Genomic DNA, 25,650 nt, shown 5'->3' on the forward strand with positions numbered 1-25,650 from the left:
CGCGGCCTTGCCGTATCCGGCTGGTGGAAGGATGCCATGGCGTCTAACAGACGCCAATCATATTCACATCGGTCGATGTGCAACGAGACCGATCGCTCACCGAGCAATCAAAAAAACAAAGCCCGGCTCGAGGGCCGGGCTTTGCAGAATTTCTCGTGGGAAGTGCTTACGCCTGAGGCTGCGGCTCCAGGCCGGGGTCCGGATCCGGACGCGGGCGCGACTTGCCGGCGGGCGGCACGGCGGAGGCGCGCGGCGTGGTCGGCTCGAGCACGGACTCGCGGTTCGGCTTCTTGCCCTTCAAGAGATCGACGATCTCATCACCCGTCAGCGTCTCGAACTCGAGCAGGCCCTTCGCCAGAGCTTCGAGATCGGCGCGCTTCTCGGTGAGGATCTTGGTCGCCTCATTGTAACCTTCCTCGACCAGGCGCTTGATCTCGGAGTCGATCTTCTGGACCGTCGCCTCCGAGGCGTTCTGGGTGCGCGACACCGACATGCCCAGGAATACCTCGTCCTGGTTCTCGCCATAGGAGACGGTGCCGAGTTCTTCGGACAGGCCCCAGCGCGTGACCATCATGCGCGCAAGCCGGGTGGCCTGCTCGATATCGGAAGCCGCACCCGAGGTGACCTTCTCGCGGCCGAACACCAGTTCTTCCGCGACGCGGCCGCCCATCATGATGGCGAGACGCGAGGTCATCTGCTCCAGCGACATCGACAGCTTGTCGCGCTCCGGCAACTGCATGACCATGCCGAGCGCACGACCGCGCGGAATGATGGTCGCCTTGTGGATCGGGTCGGTGGCAACGACGTTGAGGCCGACGATGGCATGGCCGCCTTCGTGATAGGCGGTCAGGAGCTTCTCTTCCTCGGTCATGACGAGCGACTTGCGCTCGGCACCCATCATCACCTTGTCCTTGGCCTCTTCGAACTCGGCCTGCGTCACCATCCGCTTGTTGCGGCGGGCGGCGGTCAGTGCGGCCTCGTTGACGAGATTCATCAGGTCGGCGCCCGAAAAACCCGGGGTGCCGCGTGCGATGGTCTTCAGGTTGATATCGGGGGCCAGCGGCACCTTGCGGACGTGAACCTTCAGGATCTGCTCGCGACCGACGACATCCGGGTTCGGCACCACGACCTGACGGTCGAAGCGGCCGGGCCGCAGCAGCGCGGGATCGAGCACGTCGGGCCGGTTGGTCGCGGCGATCAGGATCACGCCCTCATTGGCCTCGAAGCCGTCCATCTCGACCAGCAACTGGTTGAGCGTCTGCTCGCGCTCGTCATTGCCACCGCCAAGGCCGGCACCACGATGACGGCCGACCGCGTCGATTTCGTCGATGAAGATAATGCAAGGCGCATTCTTCTTCGCCTGCTCGAACATGTCGCGCACGCGCGATGCACCGACGCCGACGAACATCTCGACGAAGTCAGAACCGGAAATGGTGAAGAACGGCACGTTGGCTTCGCCCGCGACCGCGCGCGCGATCAGCGTCTTACCGGTGCCGGGAGGGCCGACCAGCAACACGCCGCGCGGAATGCGTCCGCCCAGGCGCTGGAATTTGCCGGGGTCGCGCAGGAATTCGACGATCTCCTGCAGGTCCTGCTTGGCTTCGTCGACGCCGGCGACATCCTCGAACGTCACCCGGCCATGCGCCTCGGTCAGCATCTTGGCGCGCGACTTGCCGAAGCCCATCGCCTTGCCGGCGCCACCCTGCATCTGCCGCGACAGGAATATCCACACGCCGATCAGCGCGATGAACGGCAGCCAGGAGACCAGCAGCGAGACGAACCACGGCACGTTGTCGCCCGGCGGCTTCGCGGTGATCTGAACCTTGCCGTCATAGAGGCGCTTCACCAGCGTCGGGTCGTTCGGCGCATAGGTCTGGAAGCTGGAGCCGTTGGTGAAGGTGCCATGGATTTCCGGGCCCTGGATCACGACGTCGCGGACATGGCCCTGATCGACTTCGCTCAAGAGCTGCGAGAACGAGATGTCCTGCGAGGACGCGCGCTGACCCGGATTCTGGAAGAGCGTAAACAACGCCAACAGCAGCAAGACGATAATGACCCAGAGGGCGAAATTCCGCAGATTGGCGTTCATTGATCTTCCTTCGTGGTCGCGCGGATCGCGGCCTCAAAACTATCCTCGGGCGGCCTGGGGCAGGCACTTCAGGAAATCCCTGGGAATCCCCCCTTCAGCGACTGCATACAATTTAGGTGCCACGGGAGTATCTGCCAAGGGAACTGCACAGGACTATTTAGCGCATCCTAGCCCGATTCCCGGTCAAATAATGGCGCAAAAGTCCGGGTTTTTGGGGGGTAGTTAAGCGGATATGATGAGAATTTTCCTATTCGCCTGAATATTAGCGGGCCCGGCCCCGGCGCGGCGGCGCCGGCTCGACGCGGATCCGGCCATTGGCGAGCCCAATGACCGCACCGGCGAGCGTCTGCTTCAGTTTGCCCGTCCCTTCGATCACCGCCTGATCGAGTGCGGCGAGCAGGGCCTCGACCTTGCCCAGTTCGGCCGATCCTTCATGGCCCACGCGGTCGATCGCGCGTTTGAGCAGGCGCAGCCGGATCTCTTCAGGAAGGGCCACAAAGGCCTCGGCGTCGAATCCGGGGCGCGCCGCATTGCCATCGCGCAGCGCAAGGTAGCGCTCCGCACCATCAGCCAGCACTTCCACCGCGGCGTTGGCCCGGGCGAGACGCGCCGCAAGCCGCACCAGGTTCCGGGCGTCGCCGCCCTCTGCAGCCAGCGCCGGCATCAGCGCACGCAGCCGCGGACGCGTGAACGCAGTATCATGATTGGTCGGATCGACGGCGTAACCGATCCTGGCTTTCTCGAGGGTTGCGACCAGCCGCGCCTTGGGAACAGCAAGCAGCGGCCGCGCCAGTCTCACGCCTTCGCGCTCGGTTTCACGTGCCATCGCGGCGAGGCCGGCGATGCCACTGCCGCGCAGCAGTCGCATCAGAAGCGTCTCGGCCTGGTCATCGCGGGTGTGCGCCGTGAGGACATGCGTCGCCCCGCTCGCGCGGGCAGCTTGCGCCAGCAGGCGATAGCGCGCCTCGCGCGCTGCCTCCGGCAGGCCGCTGTTCGGCTTGGCCCCGGTCCAACGCAACGTCCGATGAGGCAGATCGAGCGTGCCTGCAAGGCGCTTGACCTCACGCGCCTCGCGCGCGGCCTCCGGGCGCAGGCCGTGGTCGACGGTGACTGCGATCAGCCGCGGCCCCTGCTTGAGTGTCCGGCGCCAGCGGGCGGCGAGCCACATCAACGCCACCGAGTCCGGACCGCCGGACACGGCCAGAACGATCGCTGGCGCGCGCCTCCAGTCGTCTAACAGACGTTTGGCTTCGGTGGCGGAAATCGCGCTGTTGTCATCGGACATGACGGTGCCATCGATCGCGGAGCCGACAGGCTCCTGCGGCACCGGTTTAGCACTTGATCCGCTTTTGCTCACGGTCGACGGCGGATTTGACGCCCGTGGAAGCCCGCGGATATTTCCGCGTCACTTCGCCGAGCGCCGCACAGGCGGCTTCCCTCTCCTTTAGCGCCGCCAGTGACTGGCCAAGCCGCAACAGCGCGTCCGGCGCCTTGGCCGACTTGTCGAACTTCGTGGTCACGCCGAGGAAAGCTTCGGCGGCATCACGATATTGCTGACGCTGAAAATAGCTCTCGCCGAGCCAATATTGCGCGTCCGGGATCAGGGGATCACTCGGGTATTTCTGGGAGAAATTGCGCATGGTTTCCTCGGCAAGCGCATAGTCCCTGCGCTGCATGTAGCCGATGCCGAGGTCGAACTCGTCCTTCGATGTCGCCGACGGCGGCAGGGTCGTCAGCCCGGCGGTGGTCCCGCCCCCAACCGGCGCGCCGGCATTGCGCGGGCTGGTGTTGCCGAGGTCGAGCGGTTCGCCCACGTTGCGTCCGCCCGGCGCACCGATCGTAGCATCGGGCGAGACAGGCATCTGGCCACCACCAAGGGCGCGCGGCGCGCCCGGGGCGCTCGGGTTCTGATTGGGATCGAAGGCGTCGCCACGGCCGCGGCGCCCTGCTGCCGCTGGCGCGGCGGGCTCCTGCACGATCGGAGCGGGAGCTGCGATCTGGGTCTGGTCGTACCCGCCTTGCGATTGCCGGTAACCCGGCTGCGGTTGTCCATAACCCTGCTGAGGCTGCCCATAGGATGGCTGGCCGCCTTGCGGCGGATAGGACGGCGCAGGCTGTGCGGCCGGAGGCATAGCGGCGACGCCAGGCTGGGCGGCTTGAGGCTGACCGCCGGGACCGGACGGCGCGGCGCCGAGCTGACGCAGGCGCTCCTCCAACTGGCGGTTACGATATTGCAGTTCCTCGTTCTGGCCAGTCAGCTGTCGAAGCTGGTTCTCCAGGTGCTGGACCCGCATTTCGAGGTCGGCATCGTCGGATTGTGCGAAGGCCGGTGCGGAAACAGCCAGTCCCGCGGCAATCGCCGCGGCGCGCGTAACTCTAAGAAACCTGGATGACATCTTGCCCTGACGACGAAAATCGGCGCGGAACCACAGTGATGCAGGGAGTACGCCGGAATTGTGACTGAAGCAAATCAACGTTCAAACAAAACCGGCGCCTCTCGGCGCCGGCAGCAAATCGCGCAATTTTCGAAAGCTTACGAGCTGGCGTTCAGCACTGTGACGGCACGGCGATTCTGCGACCAGCAGGAGATGTCATTGCAGACCGCGACCGGACGTTCCTTGCCATAAGAGATGGTGCGCATCCGGCTCGGATCGATGCCGCGAGAGGCGAGATAGGAGCGAACCGCCTGGGCGCGACGTGCACCGAGCGCGATGTTGTACTCGCGGGTGCCGCGCTCGTCGGCATGGCCTTCAATGGTAAAGCTGTAGCGGTTATAGGTCTGCAGCCACTGCGCCTGCTTGTCCAGGGTTGCGGTCGCCTGCGGAGTCAGATCGGTCTGGTCGCTCTCGAAGAAAACGCGGTCACCGACGTTCACAACGAAATCCTGCTGGCTGCCCGGGGTCGCTGCGCTCGCCATCGCGCCATCGGCGCCGATGTTCTTGTTGGCACAAGCGCCCATCGACAGCGCCACCGCGAGCACCGCAGCGAGCTTCAATCCCTGGAGGATTCGCATCTGATATTTCATTCCGGAGCCTCCACGCTCACGTTTTCGAATTCTCATCCGGTCTACAGGGCGATGGTTAAGCGAACGTTCCGTCAACCTTGATGAGACCTTGCCAGACCCGATCAAATGCGGACAAACGGCGAAAAGCGCCCCCGATGGTTAATGGGTTGTAAATGTGGCGCGAGGGTGAAGGCAAGCGGGGACGCAGCCGAAATCGCCGGTTTCCCAGCCGTCGCGTGAGCGAGAACCGGGGATTTACCGGCAGCGACGCGTTTTCGTCAAAAACCGCTCAAGTGCTTGGAACAATCGAAGGCTCAAACGGCGCCACCACCGCAGCTTGCGGCGAATGATGCTCCCGCTCGAACAGCATCCTCCGCTCGAACGCAGACGAGCGCATCATCGGATATCGCACGAAAACTTTTTCCTTGAGCGTCTGGAAGTCGGCCGCCATCAACCCGACCGGCTTCAGCAGGCCCGGGAACATCCGAGGCTCGGCAATGGTCTTGTGGAAGAACACGCGCCGATAGAAGGCCTGATGCTCGGGACGCACGATCGCCAAGCCTAGATCGGCCTTGAAATATTCGCAGGCCACGTAGGCCAGGCGCAGGGTCACATAGGGAAGTTCCGGCGTCCGCCTCGCCCGGTCGGGATCGGCGACGAAGCGAGCAGGGTCAACAATCACCTCGCCACGATCAAGCCTCGGATAGAGGATTTCGCCAAACGCTTCGGCGGAACACGACTGGCGCCATTCTGAATTCAGCAGGCTGATCCGTACAGAACTGCAGAGTTCTCCGCCGATATGGATGCCGAATGTCCAGGAATTCGGCAGATCGTCGTATTGATCAGTAACGCGCTGCTCAGCGGATTCCGCAACTGCCCCTTCCCGCAGATAAGCGCGGTAGCGCAGATTGTAGATCTGCTCCTTTTCGGCCTGCGTTTGTGCGAGGCGATAGTCGACGTGGTCGAGCTGCTCCAGTCCCCGCGCGAAAGCCAGAGGAGACGCTTCGACCGGGGACCTCATGTACTACTCCAGACTTCCAAGCAACTTGCGCGAGCGATGAAAAATGTTAACAGCGCATTAATGAAATTGCAAAGCATTGAATCCGTTAGGGTTAATGTGCCCCGTGAAAGTACGGATCAAGCGCAGCGCGAGACCTTCACGCTCAAGCTATCGAACGGGAGATGACGGTATGGTCTTCCGGCCAGCGGCGACTGTGGGAAGCTTTCAGCAATTGGCGGATGCGCACTGCAGGAACGGGGCGGCTGAACAGATAGCCCTGCGCCTCGGTGACCGCGCCATCGGCGCTAACCAATTCGAGTTGCTCGTTGGTCTCGATGCCCTCGACCACCACCGACATGCCGAGATCGGCCGAGAGCCGCGCCACGCCGCGCAGCAGCGTTAGCGGACGGTCGGTGTCGATACCTTCGAGGAATGAGCGGTCGATCTTGACCTTCTGCAGTGGGAAGTTGTGCAGGTAGCTCAGGCTTGAATAACCTGTGCCGAAATCGTCCAGCGAGATCCGCACGCCCAGCGAATGCAATTGCGCCAGCACGTCGTGGGTAAGTTGCGTATTGCGCAACAGCGAGGACTCAGTGATCTCGATCTCAAGACGTCGCGCCGGCAGGCCCGAGACCTCCAGCGCATAGCGCACCTCGCTCAGCACGTCGCGCTGGTGGAACTGCTGCGGCGAGAGATTGACCGCGACGCTGACCGATTCGGGCCACGTCATGCACTCCATGCAGGCCTTGCGCAGAATCCAGCGCCCGAGATCGACAATAAGGCCCATGTCCTCGGCGACCGGAATGATGTCGATCGGGGAGATCGTGCCACGAACCGGATGGTTCCAGCGCAACAGCGCCTCGCAGGTCGTGATCCTGCCGGTCTTGAGGTTGACCAGCGGCTGGTAATAAAGCTCGAACTCCTCGTTCGCCAGCGCCTTGCGCAGGTCGAGCTCGAGGATGCGGCGCGCTTCGACGATCTGGGCCATCTCGTCGCGGAAGAAGCAGAAGGTGCCGCGGCCATCGGCCTTGGCTCGATAGAGCGCCATGTCGGCGTTCTTCAACAACGTGTCGGCGCTGACGTCCGGCGAGGTCATGGCGATACCGACGCTGGCACCGATCTCGACCAGGTGGTTGCTGATCTTGTAGCGCTCGCTCAGGCGATCGACGATGCGACGTGCAAGGCTGGCCGCATCCTCAGGTGACTTGATGTCCTGCTGGAACACCACGAACTCGTCGCCGCCAAAGCGCGCCACGAAATCTTCCGGCCGCAGCATTTCCCGGAGGCGGCCGGCTACCGCGCAAAGAAGCTGGTCGCCGCAGGGATGGCCGAGCGTGTCGTTGACCTGCTTGAACTGGTCGAGGTCGATGAACAGCAGGGCCGACAGTTGCATACCCCGCTGGCTGACCAGCAGGCGGCCGATCTCGTTGCGGAAGTTGAGACGATTCGGAAGCTGCGTCAGCTCGTCGTAGCGCGCGAGATGGCTGATCTTGGCTTCCGCCTTCTTGCGCTCGGTGATGTCTTCCACCAGCACCACAGTGCCACCGCCGACCATCGGCTGCAGGGTCCAGGACAGCGAGCGGTTCTTGTTCGGATCGGGATCGCTGGTGGTGATACCGCTCGCCCGCGACCCCTCGATCTCCCGGAGGATCTGATCAGAGCTCGCCGCCGAGATCGATCCCGATGCAACGCAGGCCGACAGGATGTCGGAGGCATTCGCACCACGTTCCACGAAATCGTCGGCCAGATACATCATCTGGCTGAAGCGGTGGTTCATCACGGCGAGCCGGCCACCGGCGCGAAACATGCACAGGCCGTGCGGCATGTTGTTCAGCGCGGTATCGAACTGATGCGCGAGCGCCGCTTCCCGGAAGGAGGATTTGAAGGCTTTGACGAAAATGGCATGCAGGCTGAGATTGATGCCCTTGAGGCCGACGAAGAACAGCACCAGCAGGATCGCAAGCCCGACGTAGTAGAAGTCACCATGTAGCGCCAAAGCCACCGACATCGGTCCGCAGGCGCAGACGATGTGGAGTTGAAGCAGCTTGGGGTGGCCGTAGTTGCGGGCGGCGCCGCCGGCGGTATAGCCGATCGTTACGGCGACGCAGAGCATATGGGCGACCGCGTCGTCGCTGCCGAGAATGGTGATGAAGCACCAGGCGCCAAGCACGCTGGCATAGATCACCGCGCCGATCGAATAGCGCGGCGCATAGGCCTTGGCCTCCTCGTAGGACAGCCCATCACGCCCTTCGTATTTGCGCATCTGGAAGGCGCGCGCGGTGCCGATGCCGATGATCAGCACGGCGCACGGCCACAGCAGCACATTGCCGGTCTTGAGCGCGGTCATCACGGCCGCGACGGCGGCGCAGACCGAACCGAAAAACATCGGCCAGAAATTCTGGCGCATGGAATCGATCAGGGCCGCCCACAGGACGGGCTCCAACTCTTCCTGGCTGCTGCGCTTCTTTGGGTCGACCAACTGCATCGGCAGGGCACACGTCCTGTTGTAACGTGCAGTTTTACCCAGCGCTGATGAAGCCTTTCTGAGGGAATATCGTTACCAAGACCTTGTTTCGAGTTTTATGGAACCGAAATTCTCTTTCTGTTTCAATGAACTAGGAAAAATTTGCCGGTTAACGAGAATGGTTACCCGCAAAGCCCGGCAATTTACGACAATAACGGCGACCACGCCGGATCGGACGCGAAGCCCGGCGTCGGCACGCGCAGCTCGTTGCGGCCGGACACGTCGACGGTGAAGAGCGACGGTCCCTGGCCGGGATCGCGGAAGAACATCACGACGCGCCCGTTCGGCGCGAAGGTCGGTCCCTCATTGTGGTAGCCCGAGGTCAGGATCCGCTCGCCCGAGCCATCGGGCTTCATGATGCCGATCGCGAACTGGCCGCCGCCCTGCTTGGTGAAGGCGATATAGTCGCCGCGCGGCGACCACACCGGCGTCGAGTAGCTGCCGTCGCCAAAGGAGATGCGCTGCGCCTGCCCGCCGGTCGCCGCCATCACATAGATCTGCGGCTTGCCGCCACGATCGGACTCGAAGCAGATACGCGTTCCGTCCGGAGCAAAAGATGGCGAGGTGTCGATCGCCGGCGTGTCGGTCAGCCGCGTCATCGATTTCGAGCGCAGGTCCATCACGAACAAATTGGAGTTGCCGCCCTGCTGCAGGCTCATGATGATGCGCTGGCCATCCGGCGAGAACCGAGGCGAGAACGACATGCCCGGGAAATTGCCGACGATCTCGCGCTGGCCGGTTTCGATGTTGAGCAGATAGACCCGCGGATCGCCCTGGCCGAACTCCATGTAGGTGATTTCCTGGGTCGACGGCGAAAAGCGCGGGGTCAGCACCAGGTCCGAGCCGCGGGTTAGATAGCGCACATTGGCGCCGTCCTGGTCCATCAGCGCGAGCCGCTTGACGCGGCGCTCCTTCGATCCGGTCTCGTCGACGAAGACGATGCGGGTGTCGAAATAACCCTTCTCGCCGGTCAGACGCTCATAGATCTGGTCGGAGATGATGTGCGCGATGCGCCGCCAATATTCGGCCGAGGTGTCATATTGCTGGCCGGCGAGTTGCTGGCCAGTGTTGACGTCCCAGAGGCGGAATTCCGCCTTCACGCGCCCGTTGTTCTGCCGGGTCATGCGTCCCGTGACCAGCGCCTGGGCGTTGACCGACTTCCAGTTCTGGAAGTTCGGCGCGGCGTCGATGTTGATGTTCTTCTCGAGATAGGCGGCCTGATCGATCGGCGCGAACAGGCCCGAACGCTTGAGATTGTTGGTGATGACCTGGGTGACGCCGGCGCCGACTTCAGTATCCCCGGGGGTACCGGCCGTGAAATTCGGGATCGCGATCGGCAGCGGCGCGAACTCGCCATCGGGAATCGGCACGCGCTTCGGACCCTGCGCAAACGCGGCGCGCGGCGCGGCGGCGATGGTGCCGAGTGCGGCCATGCCGGAAATGATCTGGCGGCGGCTCGGGCGGAAAAACGTCTCAAACGATTTGTTCTGATCGGTCATCGTTGGCGAACTTTGCTCATGGGACCTCAAGCGCACACCGCGCTCAGGTCTTTCGTTCGGTGAACACAGGCGAAAAATACTTCCATTCGTCGAAGAAGGCCGCCGGCAGATTGTACGGCTGGCATTCGATGATCGCGCGCAGCGCGCTCTCCTGATAGACGCGCAGATAAGGCGTCGCCGCCGAGCCTTCCGGTACCGGCATGCCCTCCAGCGTGCCGTCGCGCTTCAGGCGTATCACGAAGGCCGCCTCGGTCTGCTGCGCCTCGATGCCACCGTAGGGCTTCTTCCAGCAGCGCTCGACCTGTTGCTTGAACATCGCGCCCCAGGTCGCCGAATTGTCGGCGGCCTTGCCATGGGCAAGGCCGAGAGCCGCATTCGAATTGAGCGTGTCGCCGGCCGCCGCCTGACGCGTCGGATCGCGCTTGTCGAGGAGAGCTGCGATCTTCGACTGGTCGAACACGCGCTCCTTCGGCTTCTGCTCCGGCGGCGGCTTCGCTGCCTGCTGTTGCGGTTTCGGCGGCGGCTTCTTCTCTTCCTTCTTGATCGCCTCGGCGATCGCATCAGGCTTGACCGGGTCCGGCTTCTTCTCAACCGGCTTCGGCTCTTGCTTCGCTTCTTCCTTCTTCGGCTCTTCTTTCTTCGGCTCGTCCTTGGGCTTGGTCTCGGTGACCGGCTTCGGCGGATCGGGCTTCTTCTCGACCGGCTTTTCTTCCACCTTCGGAGTCGGCGGCGGCGCGGTGTCGGTGACAACCGGCGGCTTCTTTTCCTCGATCTTGCCGACGGCGTCGTCGATCGGCTTGGCCTCGGCGACCTTTTCGACGAGCGGCTTCGGATTTTCCTTCTTGCCGGTTCTCTGGCCGGCCATCACATGGGCAAGCTGGTCGGAAGAAATGACGTCGACAGCGACAGTCTCCTCGTCCGGCAGGACGTAGGCCTTGGTCGAAAACGACACGAGGCCCCATCCCAGCACGAGGACGTGCAGGGCGATCGATGCCACCAGTGTCTTGTCGACCTTGACGTTCTTCAACTTACCCTGCTCTGCCCACTTTTCCGGACTATGATCTCATCTCTTTCGTTTGAGCATGATCTCCGCGCAAACGCTTCGCGTTTGTCGCGAAGGAAAACCGGTTTCCACTTTTCCGGATCATGCTCTTAAGATCCCCCCTCCGGGATGATCACAATGTTGGCCTTGTAGCCTGCGGTGCGAATCTGCCCCAGCAGTTTCATCATGTCGGTGTAACAGACGTCCTTGTCCCCGCGCAGGTATACTACGGCGTCCGCGTCCGATCGCGTCTCCCGGATAGCCTTGATTTTGGGCAAGAGGTCGGCAGCGGCAATCTGGGCGTCCCCGAGATAGAGTTCCACGCTCGAATTGCAACTCCCGCCGGTGCGCTTGACCGACAGCGTCAAGGGCGGGGTGTTCTGGGCAATCGACTTGCCGCCGCTCGCGATCGGCAGGTCGATGTCGATATTCGACGTCATCAGCGGCGCCGCGACCATGAAGATGATCAACAGCACCAGCATCACGTCGACCATCGGCGTGACGTTGATTTCCGCCATCACGGCGGCGCGGCGCCGGCCACGGCGGCCACCGCCGCCCGACGAACCGGCCATGCTCATCGCCATGATCTAAACCTACCGCTTGCGTTCATCACTTCGTGCCTCATCAGGCCCGCTCGTCGATCTGGCGCGACAGGATCGCAGAGAACTCGTCGGCAAAGCCTTCCAGGCGCTGGGCCTGCCGGTTCACCTCGGAAATGAACTTATTGTAGAAAATAGTCGCCGGAATTGCGGCGATCAGGCCGATTGCGGTGGCAAACAGCGCCTCCGCGATGCCGGGCGCCACCACCGCCAGTGAGGTATTTTTTGATGCCGCGATCGACTGGAAGCTCGACATGATGCCCCAGACGGTGCCGAACAGGCCCACGAACGGCCCGGCCGAGCCGACGGTCGCAAGCACCAGGAGCCGGCGTTCCAATCGCTCGACCTCGCGCGCGATCGACACGTTCATGACCTTCTCGATCCGCATCTGAAGGCCGCCAAAGGAGCGCGAATGGCTCTCGAACGAGCGTTTCCATTCGCGCATCGCCGCCACGAAACAGGCCGCCATCGACTGGGTCGGCTTGGCCGACAGGGTGCGATAGAGTTCCTCGATCGACTGCCCCGACCAGAAGGCCTGCTCAAACCGGTCCATCGCACGCCTGGTGCGGGAATACAGGAAGATCTTGTCGATCGCGATGGCCCAGACCCAGACCGAGCAGGCGAGCAGCCCGAGCATGACCGCCTTCACGACCCAGTGGGCCTGCAGGAACAGCGCGATCAGCGACACATCGCTCGAGGCCATGGGCAGCGCTGCCTGCGCCACGTCGGCGGGATTCATCGGCAATATCCTTTCAACGCAAAGATCCTCTGTCCTTCCCGGCGCAAATGGCTGCCGGTCCCGGATTTTCGTTTCGACGCGTTTTTCTCACGCCAACCGGTCTCCACCTCGCTTGAAATGCTCCTAGCGGCCGCGCGCCGGACGCGGCCGTAAGCGCCAGCGCGAAAAGCTTTCATCTGTCGCATGGGAGGGCCGTCCAAGGCCGCGCCCTGCTTCCCCCGCCAACATGTCAAAACAAGGGCTGTTCGCGCGTCATTTCCGCCCCAACCAGACGCTAGCCGTGGTTAATGCGAGGTTACCAAAGTCCGCTTTGGCGGGTGGAAATGCAGGAAATCCGGCCGGTTACGGGGTTCCCGGGGCGCCGGCGCCCCGTAGGATGGGTAGAGCGAAGCGAAACCCATCGCGATGGAGCAAGCGGCTCGAATGATGGGTTTCGCTTCGCTCTACCCATCCTACGTGGATTCAAACAGCGGATGTGAGTCCGCATTCCCGCGGCATCATGTGCCCGAGCTTTGCTTCACTTTCCACCCTCCTCGATATCAGAGGGCGCAGGGAAAGCCGGGTGCTGGTTGCACCCGTGGGTCCCGTGCAACAAAAAGCACGGGGGTAGGACCACAGGTCAACCGGAGCATTCCGGCTTTCCCTGCGCGATGGTGTTACGGTTTCCTCCGCGCTCTCCCTGGTGACCGGGCTTTTTTGCCACCATCGCCCTGCTCGATGAGCAAAACTTAGCGCCAGCGTCGGGGCGCCAGGACCACACGGCTTCTCCGTCCGCTGATGTTGCGTTCGTCTTTCGCAACAACTGCGTCCACCGCATCTCACCGCAACGTTCGTGACGATCGCGAGCCGCCCCTCATTCGGATGAGACGCGCGGATTCATAGTGCTGATTTGCCCGACGACGGAAGCGGAATGTTTTTCGCAAGCCGACTGGACGGGGCAAATCACGTTGATTGGGTTGAGGAAATTCGCGCCAATGACACTCGTCATTCCGGAATGACGGGGGAGGCTTGGCGCAGGTGAAATGGTGGGTTACGCATCCGACAAAATCATGCCCGGGAGACTCCTCATGCGCACTCATTCCATCGCCGCCATTCCTGCCGACGGTATCGGCCCCGAGGTGATCTCGTCGGGCATTCGCGTGCTGGAGGCGCTGGCGCAACGCTCGGGCGACGTCGCCTTCCAGTTCAAGACGTTCGACTGGGGCTCGGACTACTACAAGAAGCACGGCGTCATGATGCCGGCGGACGGGCTCAATGAGCTGAAGACATTCGATGCGATCTATTTCGGCGCGGTCGGCGCGCCTGATGTGCCCGACCACATCACGCTGTGGGGGCTGCGGCTGCCGATCTGCCAGGGTTTTGACCAATACGCCAATGTGCGGCCGACCAAGATCCTGCCCGGCGTCGCCTCGCCGTTGCGCAATGTCGGCGTCGGCGATCTCGACTGGATGATCGTGCGTGAGAATTCAGAAGGCGAATATGCCGGCGCCGGCGGACGCGCGCATAGGGGCCTGCCCGAAGAGGTCGGCACCGAAGTTGCGATCTTCACCCGCGTCGGCGTCACGCGCATCATGCGCTATGCGTTCCAGCTCGCGCAGTCGCGTCCGCGCAAATTGCTCACCGTGGTGACGAAATCGAACGCGCAGCGCCACGGCATGGTGATATGGGACGAGATCGCGGCCGAGGTGGCGCAACAATTCCCCGATGTCACGTGGGACAAGATGCTGGTCGACGCCATGACGGTGCGCATGACGCTGAATCCGAAAAGCCTCGACACCATCGTCGCGACCAACCTGCACGCCGATATCCTGTCCGATCTCGCCGGCGCGCTCGCCGGCAGCCTCGGCGTCGCGCCGACCGGCAATATCGACCCAGAACGGCGCTTCCCCTCGATGTTCGAACCGATCCACGGCTCGGCCTTTGACATCACCGGCAAGGGCATCGCCAACCCGGTCGCGACCTTCTGGACCGGCGCGCAGATGCTGGAGCATCTCGGCGAGAAGGACGCAGCGACGCGGCTGATGGCGGCGGTCGAGCGCGTCTGCGCCGCAGGCGTGCTGACGCCAGATGTGGGTGGCAAAGCGACGACGAAAGAGGTGACGGACGCCGTGATCGACGCGATTCACGGGACGAATGTGTGAGGGACGGTGAATTGCAGCACCGAGTGCTTCCACCTCTCCCTATGGGAGAGGTCGGATTTCGCGCGCCAGCGGGAAATCCGGGTGAGGGGTTAGGGTCTATCGAGAGAGCGTGACCCCTCACCCGGCGCTACGCGCCGACCTCTCCCTATGGGAGAGGTGAAGTTCGGTGTGCGGCGCGTGCAGCTTCAGAAACAGGCGGCACAGTTCTACCGCGGCTTCGTCAGCCGTCCCACGATCGGCTTGAGCAGTTGCGGCGCGAGATAGATCGGGAATTGCGATAGCGCGAAGTAGAGCCAGGTCAGGCCCGGCAGCACGCCATCGGTGGCGGCGACCATCAACCCCATATTCCGCTGCGACACCATCAAGGCCAGGGCCAGCGCGCGCTCCATGCCGAAGCGGCGAAACACCAGCATGGTGCCGGCGAGCAGCGCGAAGAACACCGCAAAGGCGAGCAGCGTCAGCCCGAGCGCCAGGAGCGGTTCATGCCAGAAACTCGGCGCGACCGGGCCCATGACCGCGCAGACGAACACCAGGAGGATCAGGATGTTCAGCCCGTCGATCGGCGCCTTGTGGCGCTCGATGGCGGCAAGCCCGAACAACAAACGGATGATCGCGGCGACCGCGAGCGCGCCGGCCAAGATCAGGAACAGTTTTGCGCCGAGGGCAACCGGCGACAGTGTCAAGGCAGAGCCGAAGAAGAGATAGGCGAACAGCGGCGCGGTGAGCGGCACCAGCGCGGTGCCGGTCACGAGCGTGATCAGCACCAGCGTGGCGTCCAGTCCCATCAGCGCCGCGAGCGAGGGCGAAGCCATCATCGGCGAAGCCACCGCCTGCAGCATCAGGCCTAAGAAGAGATCAGGCGAAGCCGTGCGCAAGCCTGTCGCGAGCCAGAAGCCGCCCGTCATCGCCGGGACCGCCAGCAGCGTCCATCCCGTCGCGGCTACGACGATCGCGGGCCGGCGCAAATAGAGGCGCAGCGCGGAGAGGTCCACGCGCATGAAGGAAATGCAAAGCAGGAGAAAGACGGCTTCGGTGACGAAGGGCCGCAAGGCTTCGCCGAGCGGCGGGATCGCGATGCCGATGAATACGAGCGCGGCGACGGCGCGTGTGCCCTGACGGGCGAGCCATGCGAGCGGCCGGACGATGGCGGTGATGGTAGCAGTCAAGGCAACAGGCATTGGCGTTGTCCTCGAGCCCATTCGGTTCTGATTGCATCAGAACCGAAGCTCTCGGTCCTTTGTTTGACGCGTTTTCTGCGCAGATAAGTCTACGCAATCTGCGTAAACTTGATTGCTATGCGAACCGGCGTCCACTTCGCTCGAAAACGCTTTAATGGAGCCGCAGCACGGAGAGACCTGTTGAGATAAGAACATGCGCCCGCCGGACTGCGGCGGCACTCGTTCATGTTTTGCTGATGAGACAAGACGACGTGCCGCTCCTTAAACGGAGCGCCACCAGCGCGACGCAGTGAAGGTCAAGCAATCGTCCATGAGACTTGATTGGCATCGCGCGCCGTTGTTGGCAAGAGGGACGGTGTCGTCCTGGCGAAAGCCAGGACCCATAACCACCGAAATGCGTTGTGGCACGAGCAAGCGGTTACAGCTTCGCACATCATCAATGCCTGTGGTTATGGGTCCCGGCTCAAGGCCGGGACGACGGCATCATTGCGGCCACGGAAGTCTCAAATGCCACTGCTTCAAAAAACCAAACCGCCCGTCTGCTTTCGCAAACGGGCGGCTCAGGGCCATCAGGTTTCTTGGGGGCATATCGCCTGAGGGCTAACTCAATCTGTTCGGCGACTTAGCCTTGCGGCGGTTGCTGCGGCGGCTCGTTCGGCGGAGTCGGACGGGTCCGATGCTGGTTCATGAAGGCGTCGAACTCTTCCTTGTCCTTGGCGTGACGCAGGCGGCTGAGGAATTCCTTGAACTCCTTCTGCTCCTCCTCGAGGCGCTGCAGCGTCTCGGCGCGATATTCATCGAAGGCGCGGTTGCCGCTCGAGGGCGGGCCGAAACCAAAGCCGAAGCCACGGCGCTCCATGCGGTCGCGCATGCGATCCATCTTGTACTGCATCCGCTCCATCTTGTTCTGCCAGCGATCCTGATCGTGGTGACTCCAGCAACCCATTTTTCTGCTCCCGAGTGTGTAAAAGAGAAGGGCAAGTCCGATCGGCCACCAGATGATGAAGCCGAGAATGGTCACCGCGATCCAGCCGGGGTGCCATGGGCTCTCAGACATGCGTGGGCGGTAGGATTCTTCCACGGGGCCGCGCCATCGATTGACATCTGCGGTGTAGGCCATTTCCGTCTCCATCACGGCATCACGCCGTTGTGAATGTAAATAACATTTACATACTTGGCCGATCCAATCCGAAAGTCAAGCGGACCCGCTGGGGGTGCGACAAAATTATTTCGGCAATTTTATTTCGGCAATTTTATTTCGGTTTGCCCCAAGGGCCAGCGGGCTTTTCGTCCACCGGCTCGGGGTTGCGCTCGGTGGGGAAGCCGAGACCGCGCAGATAGATCAGCACTTCGGCCTCTAACAATTCTTCCGGCGTCATCGGCAATTTGCGACGCGCGGCGTCGCCGCGGCCGAACAGCGAAGCGACTCCGTGCGACATCGCCCAGATGTGCAGCGCCATCATCATCGCCGGCGGACGCGGCACACCGGGCGGCGCCAAAGCCGCAAGCCGCTCGGCGGCGGCGCGAATGACTGCAAAGGCGCGCTCGCTTGCTGCCATCAATGCAGGCGTTGTCTCGACAGGAACGCCGGATTCGAACATCGCCGAGTAGAACGCAGGCTCCTCGCGCGCAAAGGCGAGATAGGCTTTCCCCACGCGCTCGAACGCGGTGATCGTATCCGGACGGCCGTCGTCCCACGCCTGTGTCAGGAGTTGTTCGAACTGCTCGAAACCGCGCTGGGCGATGCTCGACAGCAGTTCGTCGCGGTCGCGGAAATGCCGATAGGGTGCGGCGGGACTGACGCCGGCCATGCGCGCGGCATCGGCGAAGGTGAAGCCCGCCGGTCCCTTCTGCGAAATCAAATCGAGCGCCGCCTGCAGCAACGCCTCTTTGAGATTGCCGTGATGATAGCCGCGCTCGCCGCGGCGCTGATCCTTGCGCCAGCTCATGTGAAAAGGTCTTACATGAGCTGGATGCAAAGGTCACTAGCGCCGGGGCGTCGCGTTCATCAAGATTAACGGCGCCCTCGGCCGAGTTCGTAGCCCGGGTGGAGCGAAGCGCAACCCGGGGACCGCTGTGTCTGCCTTTGCGAGCGGCCCCGGGTTACGCTGGCGCTTCACCCGGGCTACGGGGCTGGCGGCAAGATCAACGGCCCGGGATCGGAAGCACCGGCATGATCTCCACGGAGTCGCCGGGGAAGATCGCGAAATGCGGGTGGTTCTCGAACAGTTTGGCGGCGGCCTCCTGCGAGGCGGCACGCACCACGGTGAACCCTGTCAGCTGGTTGGTGATGTCGGCGATGCCGTTCGCGTCGACTTTCTTGGTCTTGCCAAGCGGGCCACCCATCTCGACGATCACGCTCTGGTGCTTTTCGACCCAGGCGCCCCACGCCGCCATCCCCTGCTGCTCCTTGGCGCGCCGCTCGGCCTCCGGCAACGCGTGCCAGGCCGCCATTCGCGCGCCGTTCATGCTGCCGAGATAGACGGCGAGGAATGTATCGTTGCTGCTCATTGTGCTTCTCCCTTGGGTTGAATTGACGGTTGGTTCGCGGCTCAACGGTGTGCCGACTCGCGCTGCAGTTCCTCGAAGCCGGCGGCTGCCTTCTGCACTTCCTCCGAGAAATCGCTCATTTCCTGCACCTGGCGGATCTCGATGATCTCGTTCTCGCTGGCCGGGCATTGCTTGGCCCACTCGATCGCCTCAGCACGCGATGCCACGTTGATCATCCAGTAGCCGCCGAGCACTTCCTTCGATTCGGTGAACGGTCCATCGGTGACCACAGGCTTGCCGGTGGCGAAGGAGACGCGGGCGCCCGCCGACGGCGGATGCAGGCCATCCAGCGCGATCAGGACGCCGGCGTCCTTCAGCGCCTGGTTGTATTTCATCATCGCCGCGACGCGTTCCGGGTCGAGGTCGATCTTCGGCGGCGCGGTCTCGTAGCCGAGCGGGATCATCAGCATCATGAATCGCATGGATGGTTCCTTTGGGTGGGTAGAGGTCAGCGGCCTGAAGGATTCTCCGATGTGCAATTGCACATCGTAGCTCGCGCTTCGCGCGCCCCAGAATGACGGCGGGGGTTATCGTGTGGCGACCTGCGCGCGCAGGCGCTCTTCCTGCTCGCGCAGTTCGGGGGTCAATGCCTCGCCGAAATCCTCGGCGGAGAAAACCTGCCGGATCTCGATCTCGCCGTCCTCGAACGGGGCGCGCTTCATCCAGTCGATCGCTTCATCGAGCGAATTGGTTTCGATCAGCCAGAAGCCGGCGACGAGATCGTTGCTTAGGCTGAACGGCCCGTGGCTGACGCGGGGCTGAGCGCCGCCATAGCTCAGCCGCGCGCCCTTCGCACTCGGATGCAGGCCCTCGCCGGCCTGCATGACGCCGGCCTTGACCATCTCCTCGTTGAACTTGCCCATGGCGGCCAAAAGTTCCGTCGAGGGCATCACGCCGGCTTCGGTGTCCGGGCTGGCCTTCACTATCACCATGAATCGCATCGTCTCGCGCTCCGTTAGGGGGTCATTTGTATTGGTCATTGGTAGACTGGGTCGATTGCACCAGGATTGCGTAGGGCATTCCCAGATAAGACGATCGGGGTCTTGCCGCACCGACAGGTTTTGCAAAATTATTCTGGAGGTAATTGCGGCAATTGGGCGCGGGCGGATGTCGTAGGGTGGGCAAAGGCGCGCCAGCGCCGTGCCCACCATCAAGCATTCCACCCGTGGTGGTGGGCACGCTAACGCTTTGCCCACCCTACGCAGCCGGCGCGTTCATCTTGACGAATTTGCCATCCTTATAGGTCGCGCCAAAATAGACGTCGATGCGCTTTACCCTGTCGCCGTCGAACGCAAAGAACTCGGTATTGCGGAAGCTGTTTCCGTCCCTCGCCGCGCAGCGATAGGTCACGAATGCCTCGTCGCCTTCGACAAAGATCCGTTCCAGCTCGTGGCTCGCGATCCAGCCGCTATCGCGCCAGCAGCGGGCGAAATAGGTCGGCTTGTCCAGATCGTCGTCATAGGGGCTGGTGAAATGGAAGTCGTCGGTGAAGGCCGCCTCGACGCGGTGGCGGTCGTTCGCCAGGTAGGCGGCGAAGATCGCGCGGATGATTTCGGCTTTATCCGTGGATGACACTCAGCTCTCCTTCGGTACCAGCTTGAAATAGGGTTCCGCCTCCTTCATCACCCGCGCGAAGGAAGGGCGCGCCTTCAGGCGCTCGAAATAGGCGTGTAGATTCTCGTGCTGGTCCCCGAACGGCACCATCATGTTGCCGTAGAACAAGGACGGCGCGGCGGCGCAATCGGCAAGCGTGAACGCCTCGCCCGCCGCCCAGCCGCCGGGCGTCAACTGCTCGTCGATGATGCGGTAGGAGGCGAGCAACTGCGCCCTCGCCTCCTCGACGCCAAACGGGTCCTTGCTCTCCGCAGGCCGCAGCCGGTCGCCGACGATCCTCTGCATCGGGAGGTGCACATAGAGATCGTAGAAGCGGTCACGCAGCCTGGTCTGCCAGGAGAGGTCGGCCTCAGCCGGAATGAACTTGGTGCGGCCGGGATAGTGGCGGTCGAGATAGTCGATGATGACGCTGGATTCCGGCACGACCTGGTTCCGCGCATGGTCCTGCAGCACCGGGAAGCGCCCGATCGGCGACAGTTTCAACAGCGCCGCGCGCTCGGCAGGATTGGTGAGGTCGACCAGATTGGGCGCGAATGGGATGTCGTTCTCATAGAGGGCGATGAGCACCTTCCAGCAGAACGACGCCAGCGGGTGATAATGCAGCGTGAGCGACATGGAAACTCCTGTTGCCGGCGGTCGAACGTGCCGCCACAGGGAAGACGAAGCAGGGCCAGAGCGCCCGACATCGCCGCCGGATTTATTTCGCGGCCGCAGACCTTGCTTTCGTCGGGTAGACGGCGCAACAGGAACCAATATCGGAAAACATTGGAACATCCATGACTTCATCTTCGGAGAAGGTCGCGCTCGTCACCGGGGCCGCACGCGGCATCGGGCTTGCCACCGCCAGGCGATTCCTCGCCGAGGGCTGGCGCGTGGCGCTATTGGATATCGAGCGCGAATTGCTGAACGAGGCGGTCACTGGCCTCAAGCAGGCCGAGAGCACGCTGGCGCTGCCTTGCGACGTCGCCGATGCCGCCGGCGTCGCTGCGGCATTCGACGCCGTGGAAAAGCGCTTCGGCCGGCTCGATGCGCTCGTCAACAATGCCGGGGTTGCGGTATTCGCGCCGCTGCTCGAGACCTCGGATGCGGACTGGAGCCGGATCCTGGCGGTGAATCTCACCGGGCCATTCCTCTGCGCCAAGGCGGCCGCGCCGCTGATGCGCGAGCATGGCGGCGGCGCCATCGTCAACATCACCTCGATCTCGGCGGTGCGTGCCTCGACGCTGCGCTCGGCCTACGGCACCAGCAAGGCCGGTCTCGCGCATCTGACCAAGCAGCTCGCGGTCGAGCTCGCCTCGCTCGGCATCCGCGTCAACGCGGTGGCGCCGGGCCCGGTCGACACGGCCATGGCAAAAGCCGTGCACACGGCGGCGATCCGCGCCGACTATCACGACGCGATTCCGCTCAACCGCTACGGCCTCGAGGAGGAACTGGCGGAGGCGATCTTCTTCTTGAGCAGTGAGCGCGCAAGCTACATCACCGGGCAGATCCTCGCCGTCGACGGCGGCTTCGATGCTGCCGGCATCGGATTGCCGACGCTGCGCGGACAAGGGCGAAACGGCTAGGGTTTTTGGTTCACCGCCACGACGCGCCAGCCATCGGCCAGGCGGTCGATCCGGGTGAGCGAGAGCGGATCGATCACGAACCGCAAGGCGTTTCCGGGCTGAAGGTCGAGCGCGATCGCGAGCACCGCGCGGATCGTGCCGGAATGCACGACCAGCACCGCATCGCCCGCCGGCAGCGTCGCAAGCCCCTGCTTCGCGCGCGCGATCTGGTCGACGAAGCTTTCGCCGCCGGGCGGCCGATTGTTCGCCGGCGATCGCCAGAACGCCTGATAGGCATCGCCGAGTTCGGCCGCGAGATCGTTGTGGCGCCGCCCGGTCCAGGCGCCGAAATCCTGTTCGCGAAAGGCCGCATTCTCGGCCGCGGTGAGCCCAAGCGCGGCCGCAGTCTGGCGCGTGCGGCGCGCCGGGCTGCAGATCGCGAACGCGCCTTGCGGCAGCCTCGCCTTCAGCGCGGCAAGGGCCGCTTCGTCGCCGAGGTCGGCTGGCGCGTCCGGGCCATGAATGACCCCTTTCGGCCCGTCGACCGGGGCGTGCCGTATCAGCCACAGATTGGTTTCGATGTTCATCTGGAAAGCCTGGGCCGGCGGCGCGGCGAGCAGCATCATGCAAGGGAATCGCATGCACGGGCCACTCTAGACGACATCTGCGCCTGCTGTCGCGACTTGCCCGAGGGCGATAACGATCCGCGGATGCGCGGCTCGGGCGCGCGCGCATGACAAAATCTTGCCGCATGCGCCGTCGTTAAATATGCAAAGGGAACGATCAGGGAGCCCCGCGGATGCCAAGAGCGACGTCAAGGGCGGTGATCAAGGCGGCATTGATCGCAGCGGCGCTGCTCGCAGCGGGTTCGCTCGCGCGTGCCGAGGTCCGCATCCTGGCAAGCCCGGGCGGACAGGTCGAGCCTTTCATCGAATTGTTCGAGCGCGTGCGCGCCTCCGGCGAGCGCGTGGTGATCGACGGACCCTGCCTGTCGGCCTGCACGCTGGTGCTCTCCATGGTTCCGAACGATCGCATCTGCGTGACGCGGCGCGCAGTGCTCGGCTTCCATGCCGCGCGTTCGGTCGACAAGAGCGGACGCTTCTATGCCGAGCCGGAGGCTTCCGAGGCGGTGCTCGAGGCCTATCCGACGCGGGTGCGCGGCTGGATCGTCAGCCACGGCGGATTGACGTCGCGGCTTCTGTTGCTACGCGGGCGCGAGCTCTCGGCGATCTATCCGCGGTGCCGGTGAACGGGAATGGGCACGGCGCTTGCGCGCCCTTGCCCACCCTACGGCCCTACGGCCACAGCGTCGCTTACATCCCTTCGGCGGGGCAGTTCACCATCCAGGGGATGCCGAACTGATCGACGCACATGCCAAAACCCTTGGCCCAGAAGGTTGGCGTGAAGGCCATGGTCACGGTGCCGCCTTCCGCGAGCGCCTTGAACTTGCGTTCGCCGTCGGCGGGGTCTTGCACTGTCAGAGAGACCGCGAAACCCTGCGGCTTGTGGAAATATTCCGGCGGCGAATCCGAGGCCATGAGGATCTCGCCGTCGATCGTGACCCTGGCGTGCATGATCTTCTTCTTCCAGTCCGGCGCAACCGGCATCGATTCCGGCGCCTGCTCATGGGTGAGCATCGCCTCGATCTTCGCACCAAGCACCTTCTCGTAGTATTTCAGCGCCGCTTCGCAATTGCCGTTGTAGAACAGATAGGGATTGACTTGCATCGCTTGCTCCTTGGGTTGATGCCACTGTCGCCGTCGACGATCTTGTTGTCCAAGCATGGCCGGATCATGCTCCCTGGACGAACGGAGAAGCCCCTATCCGACAAAGATCGCAGAATTATTTCTTCGACGACTTGACGCCGCACGGCTGGCTGTCGCGGATCAGGCGGTCGAGATGCATGCGGATGTGGGCGGCTTCCGCGGTGGTATTGGCGAGCGCGATGGCGCGGTCGAAGGCGACGCGGGCCTCGTCGTTCCGGCCGAGTTGCATCAGGAAGGCGCCGCGAACGCCATAGAAGTGGAAATAATTCTGTAGCCGCTGGGCGAGCGGCTCGATCATCTCGAGCGCAGCTTCCGGCCCGCGCACCTTGGAGACCGCAACCGCACGGTTCAAGGTTACCACCGGCGAGGGCTGCATGATCTCGAGCGCGCCATAGAGCAGGTCGATCTGTCTCCAATCGGTCTCTTCGGGCTTTTCCGCGCGCGCATGCAGCGCCGAGATCGCGGCCTGCACCTGGTAGGGCCCGCTGCGGCGATGGCGCATCGCCTTGTCGATCAGCGCCAGCCCCTCGGCGATCAAGGTCTGGTTCCACAAGCGGCGGTCCTGGTCCTCGAGCAGGATCACGGCGCCATCGGCATCGAACCGCGCCGCGGCACGGGCGTGCTGCAACAACAACAGCGCGGTGAGCCCCATGATCTCCGGCTCGCCCTGGAACAGCCGGAGCAGCAGCCGCGCCAGCCGGATCGCTTCTTCGCACAGGGGGCTGCGGATCTCGGCGGTGTCGCCGCTCGCCGAATAGCCCTCGTTGAAGATCAAATAGATCATCGCCGCGACGGAGGCGAGGCGCTCGCTGCGTTCGGCCGCGCCCGGCGCCTCGAACGGCACGTTCGCCTCGGCCACGCGCGCCTTCGCGCGGGTGATGCGCTGCTCCATCGCGGCTTCGCCGACCAGGAACGCGCGTGCGATCTGCTTCACCGAAAGGCCGGAGACGATGCGCAGCGCCAGCGCGATCTGCTGCGTCGGCGGCAGATCGGGATGGCAGCAGATGAACAGCAGCCGCAGGATGTCGTCGCGGTAGTGCGAGCCGTCCAGCCGTTCGGCGAGCGCGTCCTCGGCGTCGTCAAGGTCGGAGATCGCCTGGTCGTCGTCCGGCAGCGCTTCCTGCTTGCGGCTGCGCCTGACCTCGTCGATCCCGACATTGCGGCCGACCATGATCAGCCACGCCGCGGGATCGCGCGGCGGGCCGTTCTGCGGCCAGCTCTTCAGCGCGCGCAGGCAGGCGTTCTGATACGCCTCCTCCGCCCGATCGAGATCGCGGAAATAGCGGAGCAGCGCGCCGACCGCCTGGGGTCGCGCCGAGGTCAGCGCGGCATCGATCCAGGCGGTATCGGTCATGTCTGAACACTCCCCGGGTTGAAAACCCCCACGGGGCGGATCTCATAGGCACCGCCCGGATTGGCCGCGCCGAGGTCGCGCGCGACGTCGAGCGCCTCGTCGAGGTTCTTGCAGTCGACAACGTAGAAGCCGAGCAATTGCTCCTTGGTCTCGGCAAAGGGACCGTCCAGCACCAGCGGCGGATCGTCCTTCCGCAGCGTGGTCGCCGCCGTGGTCGGCAACAGCCGCGCTACCGGCCCAAGCCGGCCCTGCTGGGCGAGCTTCTCCTGCACGACAGAAAGTTTCTTCATGACGGCGGCGTCCTGTTCCTTGGTCCAGGAACCGACCATGTCCTCGTCGTGATAGCAAAGGATGGCATACAGCATGCGTTAGGCATCTCCGTTGTGTTCAAGACGAACGATTATGCCTGCAGCCGACACCGCTTAGAAGAAATTTTGAGGAGGCGTGAGTTCCGGACCGCACCTGCAGAATAGGCAGAGACCATTGAATGCATTTTTCGTTTATTCAATTTATAGTTGTTTTCACGTTGGAGCTTGAGATATGATCTCGCGCAACTTGATCGCCGAGACAAAGCAGACAAGGGGAAGCGTCTCATCGCGCGGCTGGATGGCTACGGTATTGCCGTTCCGGCAAGATCGCTTCAAGCGCGACAAGCCAAAGATTGCTGCCAACCACGCATCGGCTTCACTGACTACAATGAGGTTGGAGATGCCTTTTCAACTGGTGAGGATGCGAGTTGCACTTGCGGTGATGGGCGTTGTCTTGACTCTACAACCGGCTGCCGCACGTCATCCAGTGCACTATCACGGTCATGCCGACGGTGTCATTCGCTCGTGGGGTGCCACGCCTCGGCCGCCGGTCCACTACGACGACACTCCGAGATACAACGATCCGTCGAAGAACGGATGCTGTGGCTGAACGCAGGGCGTAAAAAGCTCATCGACCGGGCCGACGCAAAGCGGCGGCGAGTGCTCCCTCGAGCCACGGAGCCATGCCATGCATGATGA

General features: G+C 63.3%; 25 protein-coding genes. 3 read left to right on the plus strand and 22 right to left on the minus strand.

The annotated features are described in order from the left end of the window. Window positions 1–166: 166 nt before the first annotated feature. From ftsH to tolQ, 10 genes are all read right to left on the minus strand, one after another. Window positions 167–2,089, minus strand: a complete 1,923-nt coding sequence (gene ftsH, locus K288_RS0111730; protein WP_027579732.1) for an ATP-dependent zinc metalloprotease FtsH — start codon at window positions 2,087–2,089, stop codon at window positions 167–169. Between the two features lie 262 nt (window positions 2,090–2,351). Further along, complete coding sequence (gene tilS / locus K288_RS0111735) at window positions 2,352–3,374, minus strand: tRNA lysidine(34) synthetase TilS (RefSeq protein ID WP_027579733.1); 1,023 nt, start codon at window positions 3,372–3,374, stop codon at window positions 2,352–2,354. A 46-nt stretch (window positions 3,375–3,420) separates the two neighbouring features. Beyond that, window positions 3,421–4,485 (minus strand): tol-pal system protein YbgF, encoded by a 1,065-nt coding sequence (gene ybgF / locus K288_RS0111740; protein WP_027579734.1) that lies wholly within the window; start codon window positions 4,483–4,485, stop codon window positions 3,421–3,423. Between the two features lie 137 nt (window positions 4,486–4,622). Continuing rightward, complete coding sequence (gene pal, locus K288_RS0111745; protein ID WP_027579735.1) at window positions 4,623–5,114, minus strand: peptidoglycan-associated lipoprotein Pal; 492 nt, start codon at window positions 5,112–5,114, stop codon at window positions 4,623–4,625. 268 nt (window positions 5,115–5,382) lie between these two features. Beyond that, a complete protein-coding gene (locus tag K288_RS0111750) occupies window positions 5,383–6,114 on the minus strand; it encodes a hypothetical protein (protein WP_027579736.1) in 732 nt (243 codons plus the stop codon). Between the two features lie 142 nt (window positions 6,115–6,256). Next, entirely contained in the window at window positions 6,257–8,578 is a 2,322-nt protein-coding gene (locus tag K288_RS0111755) for an EAL domain-containing protein (protein ID WP_027579737.1), read from the minus strand. A 182-nt stretch (window positions 8,579–8,760) separates the two neighbouring features. Continuing rightward, window positions 8,761–10,116 carry a Tol-Pal system beta propeller repeat protein TolB gene (gene tolB / locus K288_RS0111760; protein ID WP_027579738.1) on the minus strand — a complete coding sequence of 452 codons (1,356 nt, stop codon included), beginning with the start codon at window positions 10,114–10,116 and terminating at the stop codon, window positions 8,761–8,763. A 43-nt stretch (window positions 10,117–10,159) separates the two neighbouring features. Next, entirely contained in the window at window positions 10,160–11,143 is a 984-nt protein-coding gene (locus tag K288_RS0111765; protein WP_043159670.1) for a hypothetical protein, read from the minus strand. Window positions 11,144–11,268: 125 nt separating this feature from the next. Then, window positions 11,269–11,742, minus strand: coding sequence for a biopolymer transporter ExbD (locus K288_RS0111770; protein ID WP_027579740.1), 474 nt, complete (start codon window positions 11,740–11,742; stop codon window positions 11,269–11,271). Between the two features lie 40 nt (window positions 11,743–11,782). Further along, window positions 11,783–12,496: a protein TolQ gene (tolQ, locus tag K288_RS0111775; RefSeq protein WP_027579741.1), complete on the minus strand. Its 714-nt coding sequence runs from the start codon at window positions 12,494–12,496 to the stop codon at window positions 11,783–11,785. 1,067 nt (window positions 12,497–13,563) lie between these two features. Here tolQ and K288_RS0111780 point away from each other — a divergent pair. Then, window positions 13,564–14,637 (plus strand): tartrate dehydrogenase, encoded by a 1,074-nt coding sequence (locus K288_RS0111780; protein WP_027579742.1) that lies wholly within the window; start codon window positions 13,564–13,566, stop codon window positions 14,635–14,637. Window positions 14,638–14,843: 206 nt separating this feature from the next. Here K288_RS0111780 and K288_RS0111785 read toward each other — a convergent pair whose 3' ends face one another. The 8 genes from K288_RS0111785 to K288_RS0111820 all read right to left on the minus strand — a co-directional run bounded on the left by K288_RS0111785 (window position 14,844) and on the right by K288_RS0111820 (window position 20,594). Next, on the minus strand, window positions 14,844–15,815 hold the full coding sequence (locus K288_RS0111785; RefSeq protein WP_051334479.1) for a hypothetical protein: 972 nt from the start codon (window positions 15,813–15,815) through the stop codon (window positions 14,844–14,846). Window positions 15,816–16,437: 622 nt separating this feature from the next. Continuing rightward, complete coding sequence (locus tag K288_RS0111790) at window positions 16,438–16,935, minus strand: DUF2852 domain-containing protein (protein ID WP_027579744.1); 498 nt, start codon at window positions 16,933–16,935, stop codon at window positions 16,438–16,440. A 133-nt stretch (window positions 16,936–17,068) separates the two neighbouring features. Further along, on the minus strand, window positions 17,069–17,764 hold the full coding sequence (locus K288_RS0111795; RefSeq protein ID WP_027579745.1) for a TetR/AcrR family transcriptional regulator: 696 nt from the start codon (window positions 17,762–17,764) through the stop codon (window positions 17,069–17,071). A gap of 196 nt (window positions 17,765–17,960) precedes the next feature. Beyond that, complete coding sequence (locus tag K288_RS0111800) at window positions 17,961–18,326, minus strand: YciI family protein (protein ID WP_027579746.1); 366 nt, start codon at window positions 18,324–18,326, stop codon at window positions 17,961–17,963. A gap of 41 nt (window positions 18,327–18,367) precedes the next feature. Further along, window positions 18,368–18,787: a YciI family protein gene (locus K288_RS0111805; RefSeq protein ID WP_027579747.1), complete on the minus strand. Its 420-nt coding sequence runs from the start codon at window positions 18,785–18,787 to the stop codon at window positions 18,368–18,370. Between the two features lie 105 nt (window positions 18,788–18,892). Continuing rightward, window positions 18,893–19,306 carry a YciI family protein gene (locus K288_RS0111810; protein WP_027579748.1) on the minus strand — a complete coding sequence of 138 codons (414 nt, stop codon included), beginning with the start codon at window positions 19,304–19,306 and terminating at the stop codon, window positions 18,893–18,895. A 256-nt stretch (window positions 19,307–19,562) separates the two neighbouring features. Next, on the minus strand, window positions 19,563–19,940 hold the full coding sequence (locus K288_RS0111815) for a nuclear transport factor 2 family protein (protein WP_027579749.1): 378 nt from the start codon (window positions 19,938–19,940) through the stop codon (window positions 19,563–19,565). Then, window positions 19,941–20,594, minus strand: a complete 654-nt coding sequence (locus K288_RS0111820) for a glutathione S-transferase family protein (protein ID WP_027579750.1) — start codon at window positions 20,592–20,594, stop codon at window positions 19,941–19,943. A 161-nt stretch (window positions 20,595–20,755) separates the two neighbouring features. On the opposite strand from K288_RS0111820, the gene K288_RS0111825 reads away from it, so the two are divergent. Continuing rightward, window positions 20,756–21,544, plus strand: coding sequence for an SDR family oxidoreductase (locus K288_RS0111825; protein ID WP_027579751.1), 789 nt, complete (start codon window positions 20,756–20,758; stop codon window positions 21,542–21,544). On the opposite strand, the gene K288_RS0111830 is transcribed toward K288_RS0111825, so the two are convergent. Further along, a complete protein-coding gene (locus tag K288_RS0111830) occupies window positions 21,541–22,110 on the minus strand; it encodes a histidine phosphatase family protein (RefSeq protein WP_027579752.1) in 570 nt (189 codons plus the stop codon). The genes K288_RS0111825 and K288_RS0111830 overlap by 4 nt on opposite strands. Before the next feature lie 212 nt (window positions 22,111–22,322). Between K288_RS0111830 and K288_RS0111835 the strand changes: the two genes are divergently transcribed. After that, window positions 22,323–22,772, plus strand: a complete 450-nt coding sequence (locus tag K288_RS0111835; RefSeq protein WP_027579753.1) for a hypothetical protein — start codon at window positions 22,323–22,325, stop codon at window positions 22,770–22,772. A 64-nt stretch (window positions 22,773–22,836) separates the two neighbouring features. Here K288_RS0111835 and K288_RS0111840 read toward each other — a convergent pair whose 3' ends face one another. The 3 genes from K288_RS0111840 to K288_RS0111850 form a co-directional block, all read right to left on the minus strand. Further along, window positions 22,837–23,250 carry a VOC family protein gene (locus tag K288_RS0111840; protein ID WP_027579754.1) on the minus strand — a complete coding sequence of 138 codons (414 nt, stop codon included), beginning with the start codon at window positions 23,248–23,250 and terminating at the stop codon, window positions 22,837–22,839. Between the two features lie 115 nt (window positions 23,251–23,365). Continuing rightward, window positions 23,366–24,643: an RNA polymerase sigma factor gene (locus K288_RS0111845; RefSeq protein ID WP_027579755.1), complete on the minus strand. Its 1,278-nt coding sequence runs from the start codon at window positions 24,641–24,643 to the stop codon at window positions 23,366–23,368. Further along, on the minus strand, window positions 24,640–25,008 hold the full coding sequence (locus K288_RS0111850) for a YciI family protein (protein ID WP_027579756.1): 369 nt from the start codon (window positions 25,006–25,008) through the stop codon (window positions 24,640–24,642). The genes K288_RS0111845 and K288_RS0111850 overlap by 4 nt, the downstream gene beginning before the upstream one ends. Window positions 25,009–25,650 lie beyond the last annotated feature (642 nt).

The organism is Bradyrhizobium sp. Ai1a-2 (assembly GCF_000426245.1).
Lineage (GTDB): Bacteria > Pseudomonadota > Alphaproteobacteria > Rhizobiales > Xanthobacteraceae > Bradyrhizobium.